Genomic DNA, 12,070 nt, shown 5'->3' with positions numbered 1-12,070 from the left:
TATAGTTTAAGAGGTGATGTCGGATTACACACAACTGAAGGAGGGTTATTTATGGCGAAACATCATCTGCTCAAATCCATTGAAATTGCAGCCATTGTGCTGTTTGTCCTGATACTGGCGTATCTGGCGATCACCGGGATTTTGTCCTCAACAGGTATGGACCACGCCTGGCCTTACCCCACTAAGTAACTGAATGCAGCACCAGGGAAAATCATCAATATTATAAACAGATAACCCCCAGCCCACACCTGTGAGGCGGAATACCGGGTTACACCAGACTGACCGAAAGCAGCGTCAGCTCTTCCGTGTCCAGTGACAGACTTTTTTTCGTTTCGAACATAAACTGTTCCAGCGCCTCTTCCACATCATCCCCTTCGATAAAGGCGTGCGTGGTGACATGATGTTCACCTTCCGGCTTAATGACGTAAGACACAAACCACTTTTTCTTCTGCATGATGCTTCTCCTTCTGATGCTATAACGCGTTGAGAGCGGGCAATCGGTCGCGTGCCATCCGGCATGGCGAACAGCGTGCTGCCGCGCTTGTCAGGGCTGATGACAGGGTTTAATCCAGCGGTGCGGGATGGAGCAGGTCGATCACATCATCGATCTCGTTACTGGCCGCATGACGATCGAGGGCGACAGCGTAGTAGCGTCCTTTACAGTAGTGCCGGGTCACCGCGACGCGGTGGCCGGTATCGCTGTCCGCTTCGCCGCCGGTGGCGGTCTGCAGATGGGGCGGGATCACCAGCTCACTTTCAAGTTGATCGGCTTCAATGATTAACGCGCCACCGTCGCTGGACAACAGCAGATGCTGAATGCGCATAGATTTTCCTCTCCGTCGGATTGCTGACCGGGAAAGTGTAGTTCACTCCGGCAGGTGTGCAGGGCGTAAGACGTGGTTCCCTGCTGGTCGCGACATCGCAGGCCATAAAAAAGCCCCGCGAACGGGGCTTCTGGATCCATCTGTCACTCAGCTGGTCTGGTCAGCCAGCTTCGGGGCCAGAACGCGTTTACCCATGCGGATGCCGGGCTTCTCAACATATTTGTAGAGCAGCGACGCCAGCGCATAGGTCACCGGGATGGCAGAGACGCAGACAATCAGAAAGCGCGTCAGATCGCTTTTGAATTCGATATCCGTGTGATTCAGCAGCAGCGCGATCAATGGAATGACAATCAGCAGGTGCAGCAGGTAGACCGAGAACGAGACGTCGCCCAGCCAGGTGCTGAGACGGTTGTTCAGCAGCTTACGCGGCAGAGCAATCAGCTGCGCCATCCGGCTGCCCTGCGGATACTGCCAGAGAATGGCTGTCATACCGACGATCATCAGCGCTTCCATAATCACCTGCAGCTTGATGAACCCCAGACCCATTGCCACGCTGGCAACCGGTCCCAGCAGCGCAAAGGCGACGTAAAGCAGCGATTTGCGGCGGATGGCTTCTGCCAGCAGCATGCCCGACAGGAACATATTCAGCTTAATCAGGATCATTGAAGGCATCTCAAACGCCTCATAATAATCGGCCAGCAGATAGCGTCCTGCGCAGCAGAGCACCATGATACCGATCAGGGAGGCAGCATAGCCAAACCGCAGCGTCACCAGCATGATGAACGGGAACAGCAGATAGAACTGCATCTCCAGTCCGATGCTCCAGTCAGGCAGTACGGTGTTAAAGCCGTAATCGGGCAGCATGCCGAACAGGAAACTGAAGTGGGTCAGCACATTTGCCAGCGACTGGTCGGTGTAACGTGACGACTCGGTTGCCGTGCCGGAGTAGAAATGCGCGATGGTGTCACGCATCTCGCCAAACCACGGCCCGTAAATCAGGGCGATGATTAACAGCAGATAGTAGAGCGGCGCGATGCGGAAAAAGCGACGGATCCAGAACTTTTTGATCGTTGCGGCGCTTTGCCATGGCTCTTTCTGCTGTCGCTCGACATAGTTTTTCGCCATCAGGTAGCCCGAAAGCAGAATAAACAGATCGACACCGATCCCAGGGGATGAAATCAGTGTGATATGGCAGTGAATCAGCAGGCTGATATGACCTACCAGTACCCAGAGAGAGGCGATGCCGCGTAATCCCTCAAGCTCAGTTGACCAACCTCGTGTTGCAGACATAACTCTTCCTCGTTTTTATCCGACCTTCGGCGCTCACTAAGCCTCAAGGCAACAGATATGTAAACGGCCCTTTACAAAAGTAAGAGGAATCTGAAGAAGAGAATGCTGAAAAAATCAACTTAAAAAGGGTAAAAACGCACAGAAAGTTAAGGGCGCGCAGCCGCACACCCTTAACGATTATTACAGCCCGGAACCTCTGTCAGGCCAGTTTTAACAGGAGCATACCGGCCAGCAGCAGGCTCAGGCCAGCCCAGCCTTTGCGGTTTAGCCGCTGACCAAACAGTACCCAGCCTGCCGCGACGGTGGCGATAATGCCAAAGCCACCCCAGACCGCATAGGCTATCGACAGGTCGATCCCTTTCACCGCCTGAGCAAGCGCGCTGAACGCAAGCAGCACACAGCAGAGCGAAAGCAGCCCGAATAGACGCTTTTTAAATCCATCAGAATATTTAAGGAATATATTGGCGGCAATCTCCAGCAGGATGGCGAGTGCCAGCCAGGCCGCATGGACAAAATCAGTGATGACCATGGTTAACCTCCGCTGATGATTCGGTGCCGGTTTTGATCAGGACGATTCCAGCAATTAGTGTCATCAGGCCGCCAATTTTCAGCGGTGACAGCGACTCGCCAAACAGCTGCACGCTGAACAGCGTAATCAGCAGGATGCCGATACCTTCCCACAGGGCATAAGCCACGCCCAGGGCGATATGTTTGATGGCGAAACTCAGCAGAATATAAGAACAGGCAATCATAGCCAGCATCATCAGGTAGCCATACTGGCTGCCGCTGAGGCTGGACCATTTCATAAACAGCGTACCGATTATTTCAGTCACGATAGCAAGTGATAATAAAACCCAGGCGTACATGGGGATCTCCAGCAACGAATTAATGACGACCTGCCACGCGTGATTGCGCGCAGACTCAGAACCATATCGAAGCGGAAGGGGACTACAGGGCGTTACGCCAGTGCTTATCAGCGACGTTCCGGGCGGAAAGGAAAGCAGGGGAAATCAGGGAATAAAACACAAAAAGTTTGCGCATAAAGTTTACAACGCATCCACATTGTTGCTTCTCATCAGTGGACGGAAAGTGCCTCCGGTTATCTACACGCAGGATTTATAGCATCTGGCATATCGTAAAATCAACAGCAGATGCTGCTTTGTTTGATTTTGATTAAGGTTTGATGATTTGCAGATGCAGGCTAACGGAAAACAATGTGTGGGATGAGATGGGGGATAAAAAAAGCCGGACAATAAGATGTCCGGCGAGATTCAAAGTGACACTGTCACGATTTAGTCGCTGCGCTGTGGGGTGGTGCGCACAGGCGCCTCTTCGGCCACGTAGTAGGCCGCGGTGCTGCGCGGCAGCGGCTCGCGTCCACGGATCTTATCGGCAATCTTCTCACCGATCATGATGGTGGTGGCATTCAGGTTACCGGTGATGATCAGCGGCATGATGGACGCATCCACAACGCGTAATCCCTGCAGGCCATGCACCCGACCTTCGCCATCCACGACTGCCATCGGGTCGTTGCCCATTTTGCAGGTGCCGCACGGGTGATAAGCGGTTTCGCCGTGGTTACGCACGAACTCGTCCAGCTCCTCATCCGTCTGACATTCAATCCCCGGGCTGATTTCACGGCCGCGATACTTATCCAGCGCGGGCTGGTTGATGATCTCGCGGGTGATGCGAATCGCATCGCGGAATTCATGCCAGTCCTGCTCATGCGACATGTAGTTAAACAGAATGGCAGGATGGCGGCGCGGGTCGCGTGATTTCAGGCGCACATGACCGCGGCTGGGCGAACGCATCGAACCGACGTGACACTGGAAGCCGTGGGCATCAACGGCATTGGAGCCGTTGTAGTTAATCGCCACCGGCAGGAAGTGATACTGAATGTTCGGCCAGCTGAACTCTTCACGGCTGCGGATAAAGCCACCGGCTTCAAACTGGTTACTGGCGCCGACACCAGTGCCATTGAACATCCACTCGGCGCCGATTTTAGGCTGATTCCACCACTTCAGCGCCGGATAGAGGGAGACCGGTTCTTTACACTCATACTGCAGATACATCTCCAGGTGGTCCTGCAGGTTTTCACCCACGCCTGGCAGGTCGTGAACCAGCGGAATATCAAACTGCTTCAGCAGTTCGGGCGAACCGACGCCAGAGCGTTGCAGGATCTGCGGCGAGGCGATAGCCCCGGCACAGAGCAGCACTTCACGGCGTGCGGTCGCTTTGTTCAGGGTGTTGCTGTCGCCCTGCAGAAACTCCACGCCCACCGCACGCTTACCGTCAAACAGGATACGGTCGGTGGTGGCATGCGTAATGATCTTCAGGTTGGCGCGGCCTTTAGCCTGATCGAGATAGCCGCGCGCGGTGCTGGAGCGGCGTCCCTGCGGCGTCACGGTGCGGTCCATCGGGCCAAATCCTTCCTGCTGATAGCCATTGAGGTCATCCGTGCGCGGATAGCCCGCCTGCACGCCCGCCTCAATCATCGCTTCAAACAGCACGTTGTTGCCCGCTTTTGGCGTTGCGACGCAGACCGGGCCATCACCGCCGTGGAAATCGTTCGGGCCGATATCGCGGGTCTCCGCTTTGCGGTAGTAGGGCAGGCAGTCCAGATAGCTCCAGTCCTCCAGCCCCGGCGCGCTGGCCCAGTTATCGAGGTCCATGGCATTACCACGGATGTAACACATCCCGTTAATCAGCGACGAGCCGCCCAGGCCTTTACCACGGCCACACTCCATGCGGCGATTGTTCATGTAAGGCTCAGGTTCCGTTTCATAGGCCCAGTTGTAACGTTTGCCCTGCAACGGATAGGCGAGGGCCGCAGGCATCTGGGTGCGGAAATCAAAACGATAATCCGGGCCGCCCGCTTCCAGTAGCAGGACGCTGACGTTGCTCTCTTCGGTCAGACGGGTAGCCAGAACGTTTCCTGCGGATCCGGCGCCGATAATAATGTAATCAAATTCCATTCATCGTTCCTCAGGTTAAGGGTGATTAAAAGACTGACTGAAAACGCGTCAGCTCAACCTGCACTGACTTCACCTGGGTGTAACTCTGTAAGGTCATCAGGCCATTCTCACGGCCAATACCGGAATGCTTGTAGCCTCCTACCGGCATCTCTGCGGCCGATTCACCCCACGTATTGATCCAGCAGATGCCGGCTTCAATCTGGTGGATGACGCGGTGCGCACGGTTGAGATCCTGCGTCACCACTCCGGCAGCCAGGCCATATTCGGTGTCATTGGCGCGGCGGATCACTTCCTCTTCGCTGTCATAGCTCAGGATCGACATCACCGGTCCGAAGATCTCTTCACGCACAATCTTCATCTCATCACGGCAGTCGGTGAAGACAGTGGGTGCCACCCAGGCCCCCTGATCGAAGTCGCCGCCGGTCAGGCGTTTGCCGCCGCACAGCACACGTGCGCCTTCAGCGATGCCCGATTCGATATAACGCATCACGTTGTCGCGATGAGTGAAGCTGACCAGCGGACCAAAATTGGTGGCCGGGTCGCGCAGATCGCCAGCCCTGATGCGGGCAACACGCTCGCTGATTTTTTCCTCGAAAGCTGCTTTCAGCGACGCGGGAACAAAGACGCGGGTGCCGTTGGTGCAGACCTGACCGGAGCTGTAGAAATTCGCCATCATGGCGATGTCGGCGGCCAGATCGAGGTCGGCATCATCAAAGACGATCAGCGGAGATTTACCGCCCAGCTCCATGGTGACCTCTTTCAGGGTTGATCCTGCGGCATTGGCCATCACCTTTTTGCCGCTGACGACGCCACCGGTGAAGGAGACTTTGTCGATACCCGGATGTTCGGTCAGCAGCTGACCGGTGACCGCGCCGAGGCCTGGCAGCACGTTGAAGACCCCATCCGGCAGGCCCGCTTCGCTGTAGATTTCCGCCAGTTTCAGGGCGGTGAGCGGGGTCACTTCACTCGGTTTGAAAATCATCGCGTTACCCGCGGCCAGTGCAGGCGCGGATTTCCACAGGGCGATCTGAATCGGGTAGTTCCAGGCGCCAATCCCGGCCACCACGCCCAGTGGTTCGCGGCGGGTGTAGACAAAAGAGGTGTCGCGCAGAGGGATCTGCTGGCCTTCGATGGCGGGAATCAGCCCGGCGTAATATTCCAGTACGTCTGCACCGGTGACGATATCGACAGCGGAGGTTTCGCTGTAAGGTTTACCGGTGTCGAGCATCTCCAGCTCTGCCAGCTCATCGTTACGCTGACGCAGAATATCGACGGCGCGGCGCAGAATGCGCGAACGCTCCATCGCGGTCATCGCGGCCCAGACCTTCTGGCCTTTTCTGGCGGCAGCAACGGCGCGATCGACATCTTCCTGGCCGGCGGCATGAACCTCTGCCAGTACGTCGCCGTTGACCGGATTGATCGTCTGGAACGTTTCGCCAGACTCTGCGGCCACATAAGCGCCATCGATGTAGAGTTTCTGCTCGTTGAATCGGGACATGTTTTCTCCTTCCGTTATTCGTGCTCGCCAGCCAGTTGCTGACGGATGAACTGGGTAGTCAGTGTGCGGGCGATGACCGGGTCAAAAGGCTTACCGCTCAGCGCTGCGCGCAGCCACAGACCATCTATCAGGGCGGCCAGGCCATGCGCGGCAAGACGCGCTTTTTCCAGCGGCAGCTGACGCCGGAACTCCACCGCCAGGGTGGAGTAGAGCCGCCGGCTGCTGACCCGCTCCAGGCGGTTGAGCTGGGGCTGATGCATGCTGCTTGACCAGAAGTCGAGCCAGGCTTTCATCGCGGCGCTGTGCACCTGGGTTTCATCAAAATTCCCGTCAACGATGGCACACAGTCGCTGTTCAGCCGGGGCATCGGCCAGCGGCCGTAACCGCGTCAGAACCGCTCCGCGCAGCTGCCGCGTTACATCACGCATCGTGGCTTCCAGCAGGCCGTTCTTATCTTTGAAGTAGTGACTGATGATGCCGGTAGAAACCCCCGCCCGCCGGGCGATCTGGGCGATAGTGGCATCATTGATTCCGACTTCGTTAATCGTACTCAGGGTCGCATCAATCAGTTGCCGACGTCGTATCGGCTGCATCCCTACTTTTGGCATAGCTCCGCTCCGGCTCCGCCCTCAAATTGAACCCCTATTTAAACTTTTTTTGATTGCACGTTCAATATAAAAAGAAATTTTGTTACTGTAGTGTTCTTTAAATGTAGCGTAAGCGAAACGGCAATGAGTGCTAAGCTCACTGTCAGCCGTTACGCTTAAAAAGGAAGTGACAGAACGATAGGAGGCCGCACGGCCTGAAAACCCCGTGAGCGGCAAATGTTATCCATTGCGTATTTTCAGGATATTAACCAGAGGTAATCGATGAATAATCCACCTGCCGGTGAAAAAGACAGACTCAATCCCGTTGTATTTTATACCTCTGCCGGATTGATTCTGACGTTTTCACTTGTGACGATTCTCTACAGTGAACTGGCCGCGAGCTGGATCCTCAAGGCGGTTAACTGGGTCTCCGCCACCTTCGGCTGGTACTACATGCTGGCTGCCACGCTCTACATCGTCTTTGTGCTCTATATGGCCTGCTCACGCTTTGGCTCTATTAAGCTCGGGCCGGAGCACGCTAAACCCGAATTCAGCATCCTCAGCTGGTCCGCCATGCTGTTTGCCGCCGGGATCGGGATCGACCTGATGTTCTTCTCGGTGGCTGAACCGGTGACGCAATATATGCAGCCGCCGGAAGGGGCGGGGCAGACGCTGGAGGCAGCCCGTCAGGCGATGGTCTGGACGCTGTTTCACTATGGCCTGACCGGCTGGTCAATGTATGCGCTGATGGGGATTGCGCTGGGCTACTTCAGCTATCGCTATAATCTGCCGCTGACCATCCGTTCCGCGCTCTATCCCATCTTCGGCAAACGCATCAATGGCCCGATTGGTCACACCGTCGATATCGCCGCCGTGGTGGGCACCATCTTCGGAATTGCGACCACGCTCGGCATCGGGGTGGTGCAGCTTAACTATGGCCTGAAGGTGCTGTTTGATATCCCGGAAGGACTGACCGCGCAGACCGCGCTGATCATCCTCTCGGTGGTGATCGCCACCATTTCGGTGACATCCGGCGTGGATAAAGGTATCCGTATCCTCTCCGAGCTCAACGTGGTGATGGCGCTGGGGCTGATCCTCTTCGTGCTCTTCTTCGGCAACACCGAATTTCTGCTGAATGCGCTGGTGCTGAACGTGGGGGACTACATCAACCGCTTTATGGGCATGACGCTCAACACCTTTGCCTTTGATCGTCCGACGCAATGGATGAACAGCTGGACGCTCTTCTTCTGGGCATGGTGGGTGGCCTGGTCGCCTTTTGTCGGCCTCTTCCTGGCGCGTATTTCACGCGGTCGTACCATCCGCGAGTTCGTGCTCGGCACCCTGATCATTCCCTTCACCTTTACGCTGCTGTGGCTGTCGGTGTTTGGTAACGCCGCGCTCTATCAGATTATTCATGGCAATGCGGGCTTCGCTCAGGAGGTGATGAATCATGCGGAGCGTGGCTTCTACAGCCTGCTGGCGCAGTATCCGGCCTTTAAACTCAGCGCTTCTGTCGCGACGATCACCGGTATGCTCTTCTACGTCACCTCTGCGGACTCCGGTTCGCTGGTGCTGGGGAACTTCACCTCACGTCTCAAAGACATCAACAGCGATGCGCCCAACTGGCTGCGTATCTTCTGGTCGGTAGCGATCGGGGTCCTGACCCTGAGTATGCTGATGGCGAACGGCATCTCGGCCCTGCAGAACACCACCGTGATCATGGGTCTGCCGTTCAGCTTTGTGATCTTCTTTGTGATGGCGGGGCTCTATAAATCGCTGAAGATTGAAGATCACCGTCGCGCCAGCGCCACGCGTGACACCGCGCCCTATCTGGCCCACGCTACGGATCGCCGCACCTGGAAAAAGCGCCTGTCGCGGCTGATGAACTATCCGGGGTCGCGTTATACCCAGCAGATGATGGAAAAAACCATCTATCCGGCGATGGAAGAGGTTGCGAAAGAGCTGGAGCTGCGGGGTGGCCGGGTGTCGCTGGAGAGCGTCGCGCCGGATGCGGCCAACCCGATCGGCTATCTGGATCTGCGCGTGCATCTGGGCGAGGAGCAGGACTTCATCTATCAGGTCTGGCCGCAGCAGTACTCGATTCCGGGCTTTACCTATCGCGCCCGCAGCGGTAAATCGACTTACTACCGGCTGGAAACCTTCCTGATGGAGGGCAGCCAGGGTAACGACCTGATGGACTACAGCAAAGAGCAGGTGATCATCGACATTCTGGATCAGTACGAGCGGCATCTGAACTTTATCCATCTCAACCGTGAGGCACCGGGCAGCAATATCAGTTTCCCGAGCGCCTGACGCCAGGCCCGTCCGCACACTGCGGGCGGGCTTTTTTTTGCCGTCAGCGGCAGGCAATGCCGCGCCGGACGCGGATATCGACTATCTTTAGGGCTTAACTGGCCTGATGCCTGAAGGTGTAGACAGGGAGTCATATGGGAAAAATATTCAGTACGTTTCTGCCGCTCTACACCACCACGCTGCTGATGCTGCTGGGCTCCGGTCTGCTGACCACCTATGTTTCACTCCGGCTGGCGAGCGAGCAGGTGAACGGGGCGCTTATCGGTGCCATCATCGCGGCAAACTATATTGGTCTGGTGATTGGAGGCAAAGTCGGGCACAACCTGATCGCCCGCGTCGGCCATATCCGCGCCTATGTCGCCTGTGCCGGGATCATTACCGCCTCGGTGATTGGCCACGGGCTGACCGACTTTATTCCGCTATGGGTGTTTCTGCGTCTGATCATCGGGCTCTGCATGATGTGCCAGTACATGGTGCTGGAGAGCTGGCTCAACGACCAGGCGGAATCCTCTCAGCGCGGCATGATCTTTGGCTTGTATATGGTCGCGGCCTATCTGGGGCTGAGCGGCGGTCAGGTGGTGCTGAGCCTGCAGAGTGGCTTTGGCGTGAGTACGCTGCTGATCGTGGCGCTCTGCTTCGCGCTCTGTCTGGTGCCGATTGCGCTGACTACCCGTACCCACGTCAGGCCCATGACCCCCGCGCCGATGGAGCTGGGCTACTTTATCCGCACCATTCCCAAACTGCTCGGCACCACGCTGGTAACCGGCATGGTGATCGGGGCGTTTTACGGGCTGGCGCCGGTTTACGGCAGCAGCAAAGGCTTCACCACCAGTCAGACCGGCTACTTTATGAGCCTGACGATTTTTGCCGGTCTGGTTTCACAGTTCCCGCTGAGCTGGCTTTCCGACCGCTACGACCGTCAGCGGCTGTTATTTATCATCGCGCTGCTGTTTGCCGTCTCCTGCGTGCCGCTGATTATGCTGCCGCATCTTACCTTCCACTGGATGATAGGCATCGCCTTTGTGGCCAGTATGATGCAGTTCGCGCTCTATCCGCTGCAGGTTGCGCTGGCGAACGATCAGGTTGCCCCCGAGCGACGGGTGTCGTTAACCGCCTGTCTGCTGATGGCGTTTGGGATTGGTGCCAGCATCGGGCCGCTGGTGGTAGGGGCGCTGATGCAGCCGCTGGGCAGCAATATGCTCTATCTCTTCTTCGCCGTCTGCGCGCTGGTGACGGGCGGGCTGAGCTATGTGCGAACGCCACGTCCGCTGCCGACAACCGAAGTGCCGCTGCCGCATGTGGTAATGCCTGATAGCCTGGCAACCTCACCGCTGGGTGCGGCCCTGAACCCGACGCTGGAAGAGGAGGTTATTCAGGCGTCAATGGGCGGTCAGGAGCCGGAAGAGGAGAGCGATGAATCTGAAGAGCAGCCAGAAGCCGGGAAAGAGCCGGACGACCGCGCCACGGATAAGACGCAGCCCTAGCGCCGGGCCACGGTCTGCACCCTTGAGGCAGAATGTCCCGATCTGACCCCGCTTTGTCTCTCCGCTGACTCGACAGCCGTGACGCCACGCGCGAAGCTGACGCATCATCCTGACAGGAGTGCCGCCATGCTTGAACTTCGCCCCCGCTGTGAACGCTGTGACTGTGACCTGCCGCCATCTTCCCTGGCGGCACGGATCTGCTCATTTGAATGCACCTTCTGCGCGGAGTGTGCCGAACACCTGCAGCACCGTTGCCCCAACTGCGGCGGAGAGATGGTGCGCCGCCCGGTGCGTCCGGCGGAGAAGCTGGAGGCGTATCCGGCGAAAACGCGCCCCTGATCTGCCACGGGGCCTGCCCGCTTTCCCACTGCGCTGCCGTTGCTTGTGTCGGTGCAGAGGAGGATCTGGCTATACTGTGCAGAGGCTTAAGCGACGCAGGCGGAGGATCGATGTCTTACCAGTTTCTCGAGGGGTCAGCGTGGCGACATATCTGGGTCGTGGGCGATCTGCACGGCTGTCGCGCTGAACTGGATGCGCGGTTACAGCAGCATCAGTTTGATCCGCAGCAGGACCTGCTGATTGCCGTGGGTGACCTCATCGATCGCGGGCCCGACAGCCTGGGGTGCCTGGCGCTGCTGAAGCAGCCCTGGTTTCGCAGCGTGAAGGGCAACCATGAGGAGATGGCCCTGTCGGCGTTACAGGGTCACGAAAAGCAGCGCTGGCAGATGAACGGCGGCGGCTGGTTCTGGCGGCTGCGCGGCAGTGCCATCATTTCGGCGCGTCACGCGTTGCTGCGCTGTCGCGATCTGCCGCTGATCGTGCATTTACAGTTGGGGGCGCGCACCGTGGTGATTGCCCATGCGGATTACCCCGCCGCGGAGTACGCCCTGGAGAAACCGCTGGACTGGGAGCAGGTGGTCTGGAGCCGTCAGCGGCTGGAGGCGCTTCAGGCCGGCGCAGAAAGCGGCATCCGCGGGGCAGATGCCTTTTATTTTGGTCATACGCCGCTGAAGGAGCCGCTGACGGTGGCCAACCTGCACTATATCGACACCGGTGCGGTGTTTGGCCATCATCTGACGATGGTTCAGCTACAGTAATT

Annotated in this window: 13 protein-coding genes; 5 read left to right on the top strand and 8 right to left on the bottom strand. The window is 57.4% G+C overall.

Annotation, left to right across the window (positions count from 1 at the left end; translation table 11 throughout):
* Nucleotides 1-51: 51 nt before the first annotated feature.
* Complete coding sequence (locus HFD97_RS17810) at nucleotides 52-189, top strand: hypothetical protein (protein ID WP_009089769.1); 138 nt, start codon at nucleotides 52-54, stop codon at nucleotides 187-189.
* Nucleotides 190-268: 79 nt separating this feature from the next.
* On the opposite strand, the gene HFD97_RS17805 is transcribed toward HFD97_RS17810, so the two are convergent.
* The 8 genes from HFD97_RS17805 to betI all read right to left on the bottom strand — a co-directional run bounded on the left by HFD97_RS17805 (nucleotide 269) and on the right by betI (nucleotide 7,195).
* Nucleotides 269-454 (bottom strand): hypothetical protein, encoded by a 186-nt coding sequence (locus HFD97_RS17805; RefSeq protein ID WP_009089771.1) that lies wholly within the window; start codon nucleotides 452-454, stop codon nucleotides 269-271.
* A 109-nt stretch (nucleotides 455-563) separates the two neighbouring features.
* The gene (locus HFD97_RS17800) at nucleotides 564-824 is read right to left on the bottom strand and encodes a hypothetical protein (RefSeq protein WP_009089772.1); all 261 of its coding nucleotides are present in this window, start codon (nucleotides 822-824) and stop codon (nucleotides 564-566) included.
* A 147-nt stretch (nucleotides 825-971) separates the two neighbouring features.
* Nucleotides 972-2,114 (bottom strand): acyltransferase, encoded by a 1,143-nt coding sequence (locus HFD97_RS17795; RefSeq protein WP_167430746.1) that lies wholly within the window; start codon nucleotides 2,112-2,114, stop codon nucleotides 972-974.
* A 199-nt stretch (nucleotides 2,115-2,313) separates the two neighbouring features.
* Entirely contained in the window at nucleotides 2,314-2,643 is a 330-nt protein-coding gene (gene mdtI / locus HFD97_RS17790) for a multidrug/spermidine efflux SMR transporter subunit MdtI (protein ID WP_009089775.1), read from the bottom strand.
* On the bottom strand, nucleotides 2,630-2,980 hold the full coding sequence (mdtJ, locus tag HFD97_RS17785; RefSeq protein ID WP_009089777.1) for a multidrug/spermidine efflux SMR transporter subunit MdtJ: 351 nt from the start codon (nucleotides 2,978-2,980) through the stop codon (nucleotides 2,630-2,632). Before mdtJ ends, mdtI begins: the two co-directional genes overlap by 14 nt.
* Before the next feature lie 426 nt (nucleotides 2,981-3,406).
* Entirely contained in the window at nucleotides 3,407-5,089 is a 1,683-nt protein-coding gene (gene betA, locus HFD97_RS17780) for a choline dehydrogenase (RefSeq protein WP_167430747.1), read from the bottom strand.
* A 25-nt stretch (nucleotides 5,090-5,114) separates the two neighbouring features.
* On the bottom strand, nucleotides 5,115-6,587 hold the full coding sequence (gene betB / locus HFD97_RS17775; RefSeq protein WP_167430748.1) for a betaine-aldehyde dehydrogenase: 1,473 nt from the start codon (nucleotides 6,585-6,587) through the stop codon (nucleotides 5,115-5,117).
* A gap of 14 nt (nucleotides 6,588-6,601) precedes the next feature.
* Nucleotides 6,602-7,195: a transcriptional regulator BetI gene (gene betI, locus HFD97_RS17770; protein WP_167430749.1), complete on the bottom strand. Its 594-nt coding sequence runs from the start codon at nucleotides 7,193-7,195 to the stop codon at nucleotides 6,602-6,604.
* A 261-nt stretch (nucleotides 7,196-7,456) separates the two neighbouring features.
* On the opposite strand from betI, the gene HFD97_RS17765 reads away from it, so the two are divergent.
* The 4 genes from HFD97_RS17765 (at nucleotide 7,457) to HFD97_RS17750 (ending at nucleotide 12,068) form a co-directional block, all read left to right on the top strand.
* The gene (locus HFD97_RS17765; RefSeq protein WP_009089785.1) at nucleotides 7,457-9,487 is read left to right on the top strand and encodes a choline transporter; all 2,031 of its coding nucleotides are present in this window, start codon (nucleotides 7,457-7,459) and stop codon (nucleotides 9,485-9,487) included.
* Nucleotides 9,488-9,621: 134 nt separating this feature from the next.
* Nucleotides 9,622-10,971 carry an MFS transporter gene (locus HFD97_RS17760; RefSeq protein WP_167430750.1) on the top strand — a complete coding sequence of 450 codons (1,350 nt, stop codon included), beginning with the start codon at nucleotides 9,622-9,624 and terminating at the stop codon, nucleotides 10,969-10,971.
* 126 nt (nucleotides 10,972-11,097) lie between these two features.
* Nucleotides 11,098-11,310 carry a DUF1272 domain-containing protein gene (locus HFD97_RS17755; protein ID WP_167430751.1) on the top strand — a complete coding sequence of 71 codons (213 nt, stop codon included), beginning with the start codon at nucleotides 11,098-11,100 and terminating at the stop codon, nucleotides 11,308-11,310.
* A gap of 110 nt (nucleotides 11,311-11,420) precedes the next feature.
* Nucleotides 11,421-12,068, top strand: a complete 648-nt coding sequence (locus HFD97_RS17750; protein ID WP_167430752.1) for a metallophosphoesterase — start codon at nucleotides 11,421-11,423, stop codon at nucleotides 12,066-12,068.
* Nucleotides 12,069-12,070 lie beyond the last annotated feature (2 nt).

The sequence above is a fragment of the Pantoea sp. EKM103V genome (assembly GCF_011800365.1).
Lineage (GTDB): Bacteria > Pseudomonadota > Gammaproteobacteria > Enterobacterales > Enterobacteriaceae > Pantoea > Pantoea anthophila.
Note: the sequence above shows the minus strand (reverse complement) of the source record. Positions and strands in the feature narration are given on the sequence as shown.